We start from the raw sequence: 13893 nt of genomic DNA, 5'->3' as shown, positions 1-13893 counted from the left end.
TAGAAGCCCGCGAATGGACCGTATCCTCATTCGCGGCGGCAAGCGCCTTTCCGGTAAAATCGCGATCTCGGGCGCAAAGAATTCGGCGCTCGCATTGATGCCCTGCGCGCTGCTCACCGACGAGCCGCTGACGCTGCGCAACCTGCCGCGGCTCGCCGATGCCGACGGCTTCGGGCATTTGCTCAACGAGCTCGGCGCGTCGACCGCGATCGAGGGGACGCGGCCCAATGATTTCGGGCGGGTGCTCACCGTGCGCGCCTCGCGCCTCACCTCGACGGTCGCGCCCTATGACATCGTGCGCAAGATGCGCGCGTCGATCCTGGTGCTGGGGCCGCTGCTCGGCCGCGCGGGCGAGGCGACGGTGTCGCTGCCCGGCGGCTGCGCGATCGGCAACCGGCCGATCGACCTGCACTTGAAGGCGCTGGAGGCGATGGGCGCCGAGATCGAGCTGGCCGCGGGTTACGTCAAGGCGACCGCGCCGGGCGGGCGGCTGGCGGGTGGACGCTATCGCTTCCCGGTGGTGTCGGTGGGCGCGACCGAGAATGCGCTGATGGCGGCGGCGACCGCCAAGGGCACGACAGTGCTCGAGAATGCTGCGCGCGAGCCCGAGATCGTCGATCTGTGCAACCTCCTCGTGGCGATGGGCGGGTCGATCCACGGCATCGGCAGCGAGACGCTGACGATCGAGGGCCGCGAACGGCTGCACGGCGCGACTTACAAGGTGATGCCGGACCGGATCGAGGCCGGCAGCTATGCTTGCGCCGCGGCGATCACCGGCGGCGACGTGCTGCTCGAAGGGGCGAAGGCCGACGACATGCGCGCGACGCTCGACGCGCTGGTCGAGGCGGGCGTGACGGTGGAGGAGAAGGCGGGCGGCGTGCGAGTCGCCGCGAACGGAGCATTGAAGCCGCTGACCCTTTCGACCGCGCCCTATCCGGGGTTCGCGACCGACATGCAGGCGCAGTTCATGGCCATGCTGTGCAAGGCCCAGGGCGCGAGCATGCTGACCGAGACGATCTTCGAGAACCGCTACATGCACGTGCCCGAGCTGGCGCGGATGGGGGCGGACATCACGGTGAGCGGGCGCACCGCGGTGGTGCGCGGCGTGGACCGGCTGGTCGGCGCGCCGGTGATGGCGACCGACCTGCGCGCGTCGATGAGCCTGATCCTGGCGGGCCTGATCGCAGAGGGGGAGACGCAGGTCAGCCGCATCTATCACCTCGACCGCGGCTACGAGCGTCTGGAGGAGAAGCTTCAGGGCGTCGGTGCCGACATCGAACGCGTCGGTGACGGCTGACGCCACGACTGATATCCGCTGCCGCGAGACGACTCGTGGGAGCTAATCGATGAAGCGGATCACTCTGGCGGCGCTGGGCGCGCTGGCGCTGGCTGGCTGTGCGCAACAGCGGGCGGCTGGGCCTGCGGGCGCGCCGCTGACCGTGAAGATCATCGCCTTCAACGACTTCCATGGCGCGCTCGAGACGCCGGGGCGGGCGATTGACGTGCAGGCGCCGGACGGATCGGTGGTCAAGGTGCCGGCGGGCGGCGCGGCCTATTTCGCCAGTGCGGTGAAGTCGCTCAGGGCCAAGGCGGCGCACAGCGTGGTGGTCGCGGCAGGCGACCTCACCAGCGCGAGCCCGCTGGTCTCGTCGCTGTTCCTCGACGAGCCGACGGTCAAGGCGCTGAGCATGGCCGGGCTCGAGATCAACGCCGCGGGCAATCACGAGTTCGATCGCGGCGCCGAGGAACTGAAGCGGCTCCAACAGGGCGGCTGCGCCAAGCTGACCAAGGTCCAGCCGTGCCAGATCGAGCCGTTCAAGGGCGCGGCCTATAGCTATCTCGCCGGCAATACGATCCAGGCGGATGGGACCAGCCTGTTCCCCGGCACCGCGCTGCGCAGCTTCGGCAGCGGCCGGGGCAAGGTGACGATTGGCTTCATCGGGCTGACGACGCGACTGACCGGCAACTATGTCGATCCGGCGGGGATCAAGGGCATCACCTTCGCCGACGAGGCGGACACTGCGAACCGGCTGGCGGCGGACCTCAAGGCCAGGGGCGCCGACGCGGTGGTGATGCTGGTGCACGAGGGCGGCTATCCCGCGCGCTCCGATCAGCCCGACAAGTGCGATGGCCTGTCGGGGCCGATCGTCGACATCGCCAAGCGGCTGACCCCGGCGATCGACGTGATCGTGTCGGGCCATACGCACCGCGCCTATATCTGCGACTATGGCGCGACCGACCCCGCCAGGCCGTTGCTGCTGACCAGCGCAGGCAACAATGGCGTGATGCTGACCGACATCGACCTGAGCTTCGATCCCGTGACCAAGCGGGTGGTGGGCAAGGACGCACGCCAGGTGATCGTGCAGGGCGACGGCGTGACGAGCAGCGCCGGGCCGGTGAAGCCCGCGCCCGCCTTCCCGACCTTCGCCGCCGATCCGGCGGTCGCGGCGCATGTCGCGCGCTACGCCGCGGCCGCCGAGCCGCGGGCGAAGCGGGTCGTGGGCCGGGCGTCCGGGCCGATCCTGCGCGACGAGAATGACGACATGAAGGAGTCGCCGCTGGGCTTGCTGATCGCGGATTCGCAGCTTGCGGCGACACGGGCGAGCGGGGCGCAGGTGGCGCTGATGAATCCGGGCGGAGTGCGCGCCTCGCTCACGCCGACGGATGGCCGGGTAACCTTTGGCGACCTCTATACGGTGCAGCCGTTCGGGAACAATCTGCAGGTCAAGGAGATGACCGGGGCGCAGTTGCGCGCGGTGCTGGAGCAGCAATTCGCCAAAGCCGACGGCACGGCGCTGCTGTTCCCGGCGGGGCTCACCTACAGCTACGATCTGTCCAGGCCCGAGGGGCAGCGGATCATCGCGCCGCTGGTGGGCGGCGAGCCGCTGCGCGACGATGCGGTCTATCGCGTGACGGTGAACAGCTTCCTCGGTGGAGGCGGCGATGGGTTCAGCGCGTTCAAGGCGGGCAGGGACGTGGCGGGCGGAATGCTCGACCTCGACGCGCTGGAGGCATGGTTTGCGCGGGGGCAGATGGTGGAGCCCCCGGCATTGGGGCGGGTCAAGGACGTGACGCCGCGTTAAGTTGACAGTGCCTACCCGAAATGAGCGAAGTTGATACGCCCCTGAGGGGAAGTTGACGATTTGAGGGGGTGTCGCGCGGCGTGTCAAGCGCCGCGGGCGTATGATTCTCGATGTCAAAGAGCGGGCCGCAAATGTCGCGGCACGCTCTGAGCCGAGCAAATCAATTCCAACATTGCAAGCTGGCCTCGGCGGTTTGTGCCGCGGTCTGCCTCGAATTCCTCCCCCGGAGGGGGAGGGGAGTTGCGAGGTCGAACGCGCCCCGCGCGTTCGAGGATCGTCCGGGGGACGATCCGACCTCGAACTCGAAGCCGGTGGAGGGGTATTCTCCCCACGCGCCATCGCTTGCCGAAACTACCCCTCCGTCATCGCTGCGCGATGCCACCTCCCCCTCCGGGGGAGTGATTGTAACCCTCAGCTCCGCACCGCCTTGGCGATGGCGTCGAGCAGGCCGTTGACGAAGCCCTTCTCGCGGCGGTCGTAAAAGGCGTCGGTGACGTCGAGATACTCGCTGATCGCGGCACCGGTGGGCACGTCGTTGCGGGCGAGCAGCTCATAGGCGCCGGCGCGCAGGATCTGGCGCATCGGGCGGTCGAGCCGGTCGAAGCTCCAGTCGCTGCTGAGCTTGGAGGCGATCAGCGCGTCGATCTCGTCGCGGCGCGCATCGACGCCCTGAACGATGTCGTCGAAGAAATCGGTGTCGGCATCAGCATACTCGACATCCTCGATCGTGGCGCCGAGCCGGTGCTGGTGGAACTCGTTGAGCAGCCTGGGAAGCGGGGTCTTCTCCATCTCCTGCTGGTAGAGCGCCTGGACGGCGGCGAGGCGCGCGGCGGCGCGGGCCTTGGAACGGGACTTGGCGGTTGGGCTAGGCATGATTGGTTCCTAAACGCACGGCGACCGATTTCGCGTGCGCGGGCAGGCCCTCGGCTTCCGCCAGCGCGACCGCGGCGGGGCCGATGGCGGCGAGGCCGGCATCGTCGAGGGCGAGGAAGCTGGTGCGCTTCATGAAATCGAGCACCGACAGGCCGCTCGCGAAGCGTGCGCGGCGGCCGGTGGGGAGGACGTGGTTGGGGCCGGCGACGTAATCGCCGATCGCCTCGGGCGTCATGCGGCCGAGGAACACCGAGCCGGCATGGCGGACGCGGGCGAAGAGGGCGTCGGGATCGTCGCAGGCAATCTCGAGATGCTCGGGGGCGAGCTTGTTGACCAGCGGGATCGCCTCGTCGAGCGTGGCGGTGAGGATGATTGCGCCGTTGGCGTCCCAGCTCGCGCGGGCGACTGCCTTGGTCGAGAGCGCGCCGATCTGGCGATCCACCGCCTCGGCCACCTTGCCCGCGAAGACCGCGTCGTCGGTGAGCAGGATCGACTGGCTGGTGGGGTCGTGCTCGGACTGGCTGAGCAGGTCGGCGGCGATCCATTCGGGATCGTTCTTGCCGTCGGCAACCACGACGATCTCGCTCGGCCCGGCGACCATGTCGATCCCGACCACGCCATAGAGCTGGCGCTTGGCCTCCGCGACCCAGGCGTTGCCGGGGCCGGTGATCACGTCGACCGCGGCGATGCGGCCGGTGCCGTAAGCGAGCGCGGCGATCGCCTGCGCGCCGCCGACGCGCCAGATCTCGTCGACGCCGGCGATCTCGGCCGCGGCGAGGACGAGCGGGTTGATCTCGCCGTCGGGGGTCGGTGTGACCATGACGAGGCGATCGACCCCAGCGACCTTGGCCGGGATGGCGTTCATCAGCACCGAGCTGGGATAGGCCGCGCGGCCACCGGGGACATAGACGCCCGCCGCCTCGACCGCGTTCCAGCGCGCGCCGGTGCGTACGCCCGCGGCGTCGGTGGTATCGCTGTCGGCCGGCTTCTGCTTTTCGTGATAGGCGGTGATGCGGTCGGCGGCGAGCTGGAGCGCGTCGCGCAACTTCGGCTCGAGCGCGTCGAGCGCGGCGGCGCAATCGGCCTTCTCGATCCGCCAGCCGGTGTCGTTCAAGTCGTGGCGGTCGAACTTCCTGGTGAAGGCGTGGAGCGCGGCGTCGCCCTCGTCGCGGACGCTGGCGACGATCGTGCGCACGTCGCGCGCGACATCGGCGTCGGCCTCGCGCCGGGCGTCGACCAGGTCGCGGAACGCCTGGGCGAAGCCGGGCTCGGAGGTGGAGAGGCGGATCACGCCGCCTCGCGCTCGACCGCGCGGCGGAAGGCATCGACCAGCGGGACGACCTCGGGCCGGGTCTTGAACGCGGCGCGGTTGGCGATCAGGCGGCTGGTGACCTCGCGGATCACCTCGACCTCGACCAGGCCATTCTCCTTGAGCGTGCGGCCCGACGAGACCAGGTCGACGATGCGCGGGGCAAGGCCGAGGATCGGGGCCAGCTCCATCGCGCCATTGAGCTTGATGCACTCGGCCTGCACGCCGCGCGCCTCGAAATGGCGGCGGGTAAGCGAGGGATATTTGGTGGCGACGCGGACATGGCTCCAGCCGCGCGGATCGTCGGTCGCGGCGAGCGCGGCCGGTTCGGCGACCGACAGGCGGCAATGGCCGATGCCGAGATCGACCGGCGCGTAGAGCTCGGAATAGGCGAATTCGTCGAGCACGTCCGAGCCGACGATGCCGAGCTGCGCCGCGCCGTGCGCGACGAAGGTCGCGACGTCGAACGCGCGCACGCGGATCAGGTCGATGTCCGGGCGGTTGGTCTTGAACCTGAGTGCGCGGCTGCCCTCGTCGGCGAAGGCCGGTTCGGGGATGATCCCGGCATGCGCGAGCAGGGGAAGCGCCTCTTCGAGGATGCGTCCCTTGGGCACGGCAAGGATGATCGGCTCCGACATGGTGGCGCGCCTTTACTTGGGGGGGCGGGCGGGCGCAACAAGCGGCGGGAGATTCGCACGATGCGCGACTGGATGACTTCGAACGATGTGCGGGCGGCGTTCGCCAACCAGGTTGCTTATTGCCGGGCGAATGGCGGAACGATCACGATGTGCGTGGTCGAGGCGATCCTGGCGAATATCGACGGCCCGGGCACGTTCCTGAAGGCGATCCGTGAATGGCCGGGCGTCCCGATGGCCGATGCGCTGCCGTTGCGCGCGGCGGCGGGGCTGCACGCGCTCAATCTGACCGGGGCAGAGCCGGCGCTGGCGCCGCTCTATGCCGGTGAGCCCGAGGCGCTGGCCGATGCCGAGCGGCTGGTGGGCGAGGCGATCGCGCGGCATGACGCGGCGCTGTTGCCATGGCTCGACGGGCCGCCGCAGACCAACGAGGCGGGGCGCTCCTGGGGCTATGTGGCGGCGATGCTGTGGCTCGGCGCGCAGGGGCTGCCGCCGCGCTGGGAGTGTTTCGAGATCGGGTCGAGCGCGGGAATCAACCTGATGATCGATCGCTATCGCTACGAGCTGGGCGGGGTCGGCGTCGGACCGGTCCAGTCGGGGATGCGGATCGCGCCCGAATGGCGTGGGGAGCCCCCGCCTGCACCGCCGCCGGGCTGGGGGTTCGAGGCGATCCGGGGTTGCGACCTCGCGCCGGTCGACCTGACCGATCCCGCGCAGCTGCTGCGGCTGCGGGCGTTCGTTTGGCGTGAGCACACGGAACGGTTTGCGCGACTGGACTTCGCAGCGCACGCGGCGGGGGAGAAGAAGCCCGATCTGGTGCAGGGGGATGCAGCGGAATTCGTCGAGGCGCAGCTGGCCAGGCCGCAGGCGCCGGGGAGCACGCGGGTGCTGATGCACTCGATCGTCTGGCAATATCTGGGCGATGCGCGGCGAGCGCGGATCACTGCGGCGATGGAGACGGCGGGCGCGCGGGCGAGCGCGGAACGGCCGCTGGCGTGGATCATGCTGGAGGCGAACCGCGAGACGCTGCAACATGAGCTGGTGGTGCGCTATTGGCCGGGAGGCGGCGAGCGCCACTTGCTCGGCGTGGCGCATCCACATGGCGCCTGGGCGGAGTGGTTCTGATGTACACGACCAATTATCGCGACACGCTGGTGACGGTGTCGTCCGACTGTCCGGTCAGCGTAGGGACGATTCCCGAAAAGCCCGGGTCGGTCGCCGGGGCGCAGCACGCGCTGCTCAAAGGGCCACCCTATGCGATGACCAGCGACGACCTGCTCCACGCCGCGCATGTCGCACGGGGCGGGGACAAGGACCGCGAGAGTTTTTTCGCCAAGCCGCAGGCGTGCCTGCGCGCGTCGCCGCTGGTCAAGCTGTTCGGCTGGGGGATCCATCATGACGGCGAGGGGCGTATCGCGCTGGTGGCGATGGAGAGCGACGCCTATGCGCGGCTGCTCGCCGATCCGGCGGTCAAGAAGACGCCCGGGATGCGCCGCAGCCGCTAGGGCAGCCAGCCCTGGATCGCCGCGGTGACCGCTTCCGGCTTCTCCCACGGCACGAAGTGGCCGGCGTCGACCTTGACGACCTTGAGGTCGGGAACGAGCCCATCGAGCCCGTCGAGCTGGACGGGGAGCAGTGCCTTGTCGCCCATGCCCCAGATGACGAGCACCGGCATCCGCAGCGGCGGGAAGGGGCCGTCGAGAAAGGCGGGGCGCTCGGGCGTCTCGTCCATTGCAGGAACGGCAATGGCGCTGGCGCGGTACCAGTTGAGCATCGCGGTCATCGCGCCGGGCTGGCTCCATTCGTCGAGATAGGCGTCGCGCTCTGGCGCGAGCAGTTCAGGATCGGCGTGCCGGACGAAGGTGGTGTCGAAGAAGGTGCCGAGGCCCATCGCGGCGATCTGCGCGTCGAGGCCAGGATTGCGGAACAGGCGGATATACTGGCTGGCGGCGCGCTGCGCCATGTCGTCGAACAGCGACTTCTGGAAGACGAAGGGGTGGGGTGCGTTGACGATGATGAGGCGCTCGACCCGGTCGGGATGCTGGAGCGCGGCCATCCACGCGATCGCGCCGCCCCAGTCATGGCCGACCAGGACGAAGCGGTCCTTGCCGAAATGCGTCGCGAGCGCGAGCAGGTCGGCGACGGTCTTGTCCGGCGCGTAGTTCTCGACGCCCTCGGGCTTGGACGAGCGCGCGAAGCCGCGCTGGTCGGGGGCGATGACGAAATGGGTCTGCGCGAGCTCGGGGATCTGGTGACGCCAGGTGCGGTGCGATTCGGGGAAGCCGTGGAGCAGGATGATCGCCGGCGCCGCGGGGTCGCCGGCGGTGGCGACGTCGAGCTCGACGCCGGTGGGCAGCGCGATGCGCTGAAGCTCGAAGTCCGCCATGTGTCCGCCCTCCATTTTCGAATATTGGGTTTGTTTCACGCGGTGGGAGTTGGTTCAAGCCCCTTCCAAAAGCGCCGTCACCCTGAACTTGTTTCAGGGTCCATTTCTCCACAGGCGACTGAGCCGCTGGTGGCACGATGGATGCTGAAACAAGTTCAGCATGACGGAGAAATAGGTGCCGGGTTCAGGCAGCAGATCGACGAGCGCGAGCCTTCAGGGGTAGCTCACCGTCTTGGGCACTTCGGGGATCGGGATGAACTCCTTGTCGTCGCCGGGCACCTTGGGGAACAGGCCGGCCTTCCAGTCCTCCTTGGCCTGGTTGATGCGGTCGCGGTCGGACGAGACGAAGTTCCACCACACATGGCGCGGGGTGGCGAAGGCCTCGCCGCCGCACAGCATGACACGGCCGCCGTTGGTCGAGCGTAGCGTGGCGGCGGTGCCCGGGCGCAGCACGTAGAGCGTCTGCGGCTCGAGCTCCCAGCCGTCGAGCGAAGCCTGGCCCATGGCGAGATAGACCGCGCGCTCGTCCGCCTCCGCATCGATCGGCACGCTGCTGTTCGGCGCGAGCTCGATATCGGCATAGATGGTGCCGGCATAGGTGGTGGTCGGTGCGCTGGCGCCCCACAGCGAACCCATGATGACACGGGCGCGGGCGTTGCCGGAATCGACGATGGGGAGGTCGGTGGCGGCGACATGCTCGAACGCCGGGTCCATCTCTTCGACGCGCTCGGGCAGTGCGAGCCAGGTCTGGATGCCGGAGAGCTCGGGGCCGGCGTCGCGCTCGGACTGGGGCGAGCGCTCGCTGTGGACGATGCCGTTGCCCGCGGTCATCAGGTTGACCGCGCCCGGCTCGATCGTCGCGAAGGTGCCGATGCTGTCGCGATGGTCGATCGCGCCCGCGAAAAGATAGGTGACCGTGGCGAGGTTGATATGCGGATGCGGGCGTACGTCGATGCCGGTGCCGATCTCCAGATGCGCCGGGCCCATCTGGTCGAAGAAGATGAAGGGGCCGACCATCGTGCGCGGACGCGAGGGCAATGTGCGGTGGACCTTGAACCCGCCGAGATCGTGCGTGGTCGGCGTGATCGTGTGGATGAAGAGATCGTCGGTGGTCATCATGCCTCCATCAGCGCCAGCATCGCCCCCAGGTCGCTGGGGAAATAGGGTTCATCGTGGCGCTCCAGCTGTTCGCGGTCGAACCAGCGCCATTCGCGCATCACGCTCTGTTCCAGATCGGTGTGACCGCCGCAATCGATGTCGGTGATTTCCGTGCGTACCGCGAAATAGCGTTCGTCGGCGCTGACCGGCACGCCTTCGACCGTCACGAACTCGACCTGACGGCGTGCGATCTCCGGCCCGCAATTGAGGTCGAGCCCGGTCTCTTCGCGCAGCTCGCGCCGGGCGGCCTCTTCATAGCTTTCGCCCGGATCGAGCGCACCACCCGGCGTGCACCAGAAGGGCGGCCGTCCGTCCGGCGTGAAGCGGAACAGCAGGACGCGCCCGGCCGGATCCGTCAGCAGGATGCGTGCCGCCGGACGGAGCGTACGTTCGGTCATGCTTCCTCCGGGGCGGTGGCGCGGATCGCCATGGCGTGGACTCGCTCGGTCATCAGGTCGCCGAGCGCGCGGTTGACCAGGCGCTGGCGTTCGAGGCGCGACTTGCCGGTGAAGGCGGCGCTCTCGATCACCACGGTGAAGTGCGATTCGCCGCTGCCATCGTCGCCCATATGGCCGCGATGCTTCGCGCTGTCGTTGATCACGTCGAGCTTCGACGGGGCGAGCGCCGCGGTGAGGCGGGCGGCGATTTGCTGGGCGACGGGGCCGGTAGCGGGACTGGTCATCGCGCCTATATAGGCGGTTTTGTATCAGGAGTTCGAGTGTCGGAGCCGCGAAAAGATCGTCCCAACTCCCGCTTCCACGGCCGCGTGGAAGCGCCCGGGCGGCTGTGCGCGGAGCCGGGCTGCGCGGAGCCGGGCGAGTTCCGCGCGCCGCTGCTGGGCGACCGGCGCCCGAGCGACCATCCGCCCGAATATCGCTGGCTGTGCCTCGACCATGTCCGCGCGTTCAACGCGGGCTACAACTTCTTCTCGGGCATGAGCCCCGACGAGATCCACGCGGCGCAGCGGCCGCTCGCCGGGTGGGAGCGCGAGACGCGGGCGTTCAGCGCGACGGGTGGCGTGGACCGGCCGCCGCGCTGGGCCGACTTCAGCGATCCGCTCGATGCGATCGGTGCGCGCTGGCGCCAGGCGATGCCGGCCGAGCGCAAGGACGGCAAGCCGCTGTCGGGGAAGGACCGCGACGCGCTGCGAACGCTGGAGCTGGAAGTCGATGCGGACCGGATGGCGCTGCGGCGGCGCTATTCGGAGCTGGTGCGCAAATACCATCCGGACCGCAATGGCGGGGACCGCAGCCACGAGGGGGCGTTGCAACGGGTGATCGAGGCCTATCAGCAGCTCAAGGCCTCGCCTGCATTCGCGTAGGGCGTTGGACTTTGAATCATTCCTCCCCCGGAGGGGGAGGTGGCACCGCGAAGCGGTGACGGAGGGGTATTCTCCTCATGCGGTGTCGCTTGCCGAAACTACCCCTCCACCAGCTTCGAGTTCGAGGTCGGATCGTCCCCCGGACGATCCTCGAACGCGCGGGGCGCGTTCGACCTCGCAACTCCCCCTCCCCCTCCGGGGGAGGAATCGGAAACTTACCCGCTTTCGATACGACTAGCTTCCGCAGCCGCCGCAGCCGCCTCCGCCGCAGCCGCCGTCACCACCGCCGTCGCCGCCCCCCGACGAGCCGCCATCGCCGCTCGCCGCGCGCATCTTGTGGAAGGCGTCGAACTCGGAGCCGGCCAGCACCGCGGTGCCGAACAGGGCCACTGCGAGGCCGGTCTCGGCGGGAAGCGGGGCGCGGCGGATGCGGTCGGCATCCGTGCGCGCCTCGCTCAGCGCCTCGCGGCCGGCGCGGGTGAGTCTGGCGATCGAGAAGGCGCGGATCAGCGCGAGCACCGCGGTGACGATCAGCAGGAGGGTGAGGAACCCGACTGGCCGCTCGCGCGCGTCGCCGATGAACCATTTGGTGGCGCCGAACATCAGCAGCGTGAGATAGGGCAGCAGCGCCCAGTAGCGCAGGTTGGCGCGCTCGGCGCCGGTGAGCATCAGGCCGGCGTGCCGGAGCCTTTCGAGCAGCGTGTCGGCGGCCGGCCGCAGCGTACGCTCGATCCGCGGCCAGTCGAGCGGCGGGGAGAGGGCGAGCACGCTGTTCTCAACCGGCGTCGCGCCGTTGCGCATGAGGACGTCGAGCTTGTTCTTGCCGTTCATCGCCAGCGCGCGTCCGGCGAGCAGGCGGGTGATGATCCCGTCGGCGAAGCGCGTGCGGCCGCCGGCGAGATAGGCAAGGCTGTCGGGGTCGCGCACCTTCTGGCTGCGGCCTTCGGGCAGCAGCCGGATCGGGATGACGATCCCCGCGATCACGACGATGACCAGCAGGATCGCGTAGAGGGTGAGAAAGGGTCCGCCGGTCCAGTCAAAGGGGCCGAGAGACATAAGAGGTCACTCCCTTGTTTGGTTCGGCAAAGCCGAACCGGATGCGGCACCAGCCCGCTCCCCCACCCGGCCACCCATAGGATACTGGCGTTGGGTGGCCGGGTGGGGGAGCGGGCTGGTGCCGAGGTTCAGCATTATTGCTGAACCCACAGGAAAAGCGCGAGCGCGATCAGCCCGATGAACGCCAGCAGGAGCAGCGCGGCCTGCGAGCGCGAAAGGATGAACGCGTCGCGCGGATGCACCCGCCGCGCGCGGGGATCGTCCAGCAGCCGCTGCGCGGCCGATGGCCAGATGTCGGAAGGAGGCGCCACACCGAACGCGGCCTCATAGCGGGCCAGCGTGTCGGCATATTGGCGATAGAAGCGGTTATGCTCGTCCGGGCCGCCGGCGGTGGGGCCGTGGTGGAGCGGCTTGCCCAGGACATCCGGGCAGAAGCGCTCCCAATAGTCGCGGGTATAGGTGAGGTGGAGATGCCAGGCCTGGTCGACCGCGTCGGACGGCGTGACCTGCGCGTCGCCGGTGACGGCGAGGAAGGCGAAGCGGCGATATTCCTCGACCACCCGCGCCGCCGTCGCGGCGCTCCAGCCATTGTCGCGCGCGAGCCGCGCGGCAAAGGGGAGTGCCGCTTCGGGGGGACCGAATTCGTAACTGGAAAGTCGTTGCCAGACCGGGTGTCCGGCGAGTGAGGCGGGGACGGAGTCCGCTTCGCGCATCTAATCTCCCAGTATCATAATAGGAGATTTTGTCAAGATACGTGGCGGCGCCGTCCCCGCTATCGAGACCCTATTTCGGCGCGACGAGGCCGAAGGCGGCGCCTTGCGGGTCGGTGGCGAAGAACACGCGCTCGCCGCCCGGCACCTCCATCGGATCGTGGAAGGGGGTGCCGCCAAGTTCCTTCACCTTGGCGAAGGCCGTGTCGATATCGGGGACGCGGAAGTAGAAGTTCCAGCTGACCGGATTCTCCGCCTTCTCGCGCGGCATCATCGCGCCCCACATTTCTTCGCTGCTGCCGCCCTTGAGGAAGCTGTACTCGCCCCACGGCATCGGCATCGCCCCCTCCTTCTTCCATCCGAACAGCTCGGAATAGAAGGCGAGCGCCGCGGCATCGTCGGTGGTCTGGAGCTCGTTCCAGCTCGCCTTGCCCATCTCCATGCGGCCATAGGCCTTGCTGTCTTCGGGCGAGCTGCCGCGCATGACGTAGAAATGCGCGCCTTGCGGATCCTCGACCATCGCCATGCGGCCGACGCCCTCGAGATCGGTGGGCGGCATATGGATCTTGCCGCCGAGCTGCTCGATCTTCGCGACCGTCGCGTCGACGTCATCGACACCGACATAGCCGAGCCAGGCAGGTGCGGTGGGTGCGGGGTTCTTCATGATGCCAGCGACACCGTCCTCGCCGGCCGACATGATGTTGTAGTCGGCAGGGGCGCCGGGAAATTTGCTCGCCGTCCAGCCGACGATCTTGCCGTAGAAATCGATCGCCGCGTCGGCGTCGGTGGTGAGCAGCTCGTACCAGATCCAGCTTCCATGCGGATTGGTCATCGATATTCTCCTGCAGACATGAGAAACCGCCCGCAGCGGCGGGAGCTGACGGCGCGGGAGGGGGCGGCCCGCGCCTGCTTCCACCGCTGCGGGCGGCAGGGGAACTTAGTTGGCGGTGTCGAGGATCGGCGCGAAGCCGCCCCACATCATCCGCTTGCCATCGAACGGCGGCTCCTCCTTGGGCTGCATCCGCTCGTCCTTCATCATCTTCTCCCAGCCGGCGTCGCGGGTCGCCTTGTCGGGCCACTCGATCCAGCTGTAGACCACCGCCTCGTCGTCCTTCTTGAGCGTCGCGCGGTTATAGTCGGTCTTGGTGCCGTCGGGCGTATCCTCGCCCCATGCCTCGACCACGCGCAGCGCACCGAATTCCTTGAAGAGGTCGGTCATCTTCTGCGCCACTTCGCGATAGGCCTCCTTGTTCGCCTTGGGCACCGGCAGCACATAGCCGTCCAGATAGGTGGCGCCTTCGGACGAGCCGACATCGACGATCGGTTCGAAGCCGGCGAAGATCATGCGGCTGCCGTCGAACG

Annotated in this window: 16 protein-coding genes; 5 read left to right on the top strand and 11 right to left on the bottom strand. The window is 68.7% G+C overall.

The window, feature by feature from the left end; translation table 11 throughout:
* Window positions 1-13 precede the first annotated feature (13 nt).
* Both murA and OK349_RS07490 read left to right on the top strand, forming a co-directional pair.
* Window positions 14-1297 carry a UDP-N-acetylglucosamine 1-carboxyvinyltransferase gene (gene murA, locus OK349_RS07495; RefSeq protein ID WP_265117191.1) on the top strand — a complete coding sequence of 428 codons (1284 nt, stop codon included), beginning with the start codon at window positions 14-16 and terminating at the stop codon, window positions 1295-1297.
* Between the two features lie 49 nt (window positions 1298-1346).
* Complete coding sequence (locus tag OK349_RS07490) at window positions 1347-3083, top strand: bifunctional metallophosphatase/5'-nucleotidase (RefSeq protein WP_265117190.1); 1737 nt, start codon at window positions 1347-1349, stop codon at window positions 3081-3083.
* Window positions 3084-3494: 411 nt separating this feature from the next.
* Here the strand turns inward: OK349_RS07490 and nusB are convergent, their stop codons facing one another.
* The 3 genes from nusB to hisG are packed head-to-tail and all read right to left on the bottom strand — an operon-like array spanning window position 3495 to window position 5903.
* Window positions 3495-3956: a transcription antitermination factor NusB gene (gene nusB, locus OK349_RS07485; RefSeq protein WP_265117189.1), complete on the bottom strand. Its 462-nt coding sequence runs from the start codon at window positions 3954-3956 to the stop codon at window positions 3495-3497.
* Window positions 3949-5247, bottom strand: a complete 1299-nt coding sequence (gene hisD / locus OK349_RS07480; protein WP_265117188.1) for a histidinol dehydrogenase — start codon at window positions 5245-5247, stop codon at window positions 3949-3951. Before hisD ends, nusB begins: the two co-directional genes overlap by 8 nt.
* Entirely contained in the window at window positions 5244-5903 is a 660-nt protein-coding gene (gene hisG, locus OK349_RS07475) for an ATP phosphoribosyltransferase (RefSeq protein WP_265117187.1), read from the bottom strand. Before hisG ends, hisD begins: the two co-directional genes overlap by 4 nt.
* A 60-nt stretch (window positions 5904-5963) precedes the next feature.
* Here hisG and OK349_RS07470 point away from each other — a divergent pair, with 60 nt between their 5' ends.
* Both OK349_RS07470 and OK349_RS07465 read left to right on the top strand, forming a co-directional pair.
* Window positions 5964-7025, top strand: a complete 1062-nt coding sequence (locus OK349_RS07470) for a DUF2332 domain-containing protein (RefSeq protein ID WP_265117186.1) — start codon at window positions 5964-5966, stop codon at window positions 7023-7025.
* Window positions 7025-7405 carry a DUF6157 family protein gene (locus OK349_RS07465; RefSeq protein ID WP_265117185.1) on the top strand — a complete coding sequence of 127 codons (381 nt, stop codon included), beginning with the start codon at window positions 7025-7027 and terminating at the stop codon, window positions 7403-7405. Before OK349_RS07470 ends, OK349_RS07465 begins: the two co-directional genes overlap by 1 nt.
* Here OK349_RS07465 and OK349_RS07460 read toward each other — a convergent pair.
* The 4 genes from OK349_RS07460 to OK349_RS07445 all read right to left on the bottom strand — a co-directional run bounded on the left by OK349_RS07460 (window position 7402) and on the right by OK349_RS07445 (window position 10126).
* Complete coding sequence (locus OK349_RS07460) at window positions 7402-8286, bottom strand: alpha/beta fold hydrolase (protein ID WP_265117184.1); 885 nt, start codon at window positions 8284-8286, stop codon at window positions 7402-7404. The genes OK349_RS07465 and OK349_RS07460 overlap by 4 nt on opposite strands.
* Before the next feature lie 213 nt (window positions 8287-8499).
* A complete protein-coding gene (locus OK349_RS07455) occupies window positions 8500-9402 on the bottom strand; it encodes a pirin family protein (protein WP_265117183.1) in 903 nt (300 codons plus the stop codon).
* On the bottom strand, window positions 9402-9842 hold the full coding sequence (locus tag OK349_RS07450; protein ID WP_265117182.1) for an NUDIX hydrolase: 441 nt from the start codon (window positions 9840-9842) through the stop codon (window positions 9402-9404). The genes OK349_RS07455 and OK349_RS07450 overlap by 1 nt, the downstream gene beginning before the upstream one ends.
* Window positions 9839-10126 (bottom strand): BolA family protein, encoded by a 288-nt coding sequence (locus tag OK349_RS07445; protein ID WP_265117181.1) that lies wholly within the window; start codon window positions 10124-10126, stop codon window positions 9839-9841. The genes OK349_RS07450 and OK349_RS07445 overlap by 4 nt, the downstream gene beginning before the upstream one ends.
* A gap of 84 nt (window positions 10127-10210) precedes the next feature.
* Here OK349_RS07445 and OK349_RS07440 point away from each other — a divergent pair, with 84 nt between their 5' ends.
* Window positions 10211-10765 (top strand): J domain-containing protein, encoded by a 555-nt coding sequence (locus OK349_RS07440; RefSeq protein WP_265117180.1) that lies wholly within the window; start codon window positions 10211-10213, stop codon window positions 10763-10765.
* A 234-nt stretch (window positions 10766-10999) separates the two neighbouring features.
* Here the strand turns inward: OK349_RS07440 and OK349_RS07435 are convergent, their stop codons facing one another.
* The 4 genes from OK349_RS07435 to OK349_RS19530 all read right to left on the bottom strand — a co-directional run bounded on the left by OK349_RS07435 (window position 11000) and on the right by OK349_RS19530 (window position 13876).
* Window positions 11000-11821: a TIGR04222 domain-containing membrane protein gene (locus OK349_RS07435; RefSeq protein ID WP_265117179.1), complete on the bottom strand. Its 822-nt coding sequence runs from the start codon at window positions 11819-11821 to the stop codon at window positions 11000-11002.
* A gap of 134 nt (window positions 11822-11955) precedes the next feature.
* On the bottom strand, window positions 11956-12534 hold the full coding sequence (locus OK349_RS07430; RefSeq protein WP_265117178.1) for a glycine-rich domain-containing protein: 579 nt from the start codon (window positions 12532-12534) through the stop codon (window positions 11956-11958).
* Window positions 12535-12604: 70 nt separating this feature from the next.
* Complete coding sequence (locus OK349_RS07425; RefSeq protein WP_265117177.1) at window positions 12605-13363, bottom strand: VOC family protein; 759 nt, start codon at window positions 13361-13363, stop codon at window positions 12605-12607.
* Window positions 13364-13468: 105 nt separating this feature from the next.
* Complete coding sequence (locus OK349_RS19530; protein ID WP_265118557.1) at window positions 13469-13876, bottom strand: DUF1428 domain-containing protein; 408 nt, start codon at window positions 13874-13876, stop codon at window positions 13469-13471.
* Between the last annotated feature and the right edge of the window lie 17 nt (window positions 13877-13893).

Origin of the sequence: Sphingomonas sp. BT-65, from assembly GCF_026107375.2 — a bacterium.
Taxonomy (GTDB): domain Bacteria; phylum Pseudomonadota; class Alphaproteobacteria; order Sphingomonadales; family Sphingomonadaceae; genus Sphingomonas.
Note: the sequence above shows the minus strand (reverse complement) of the source record. Positions and strands in the feature narration are given on the sequence as shown.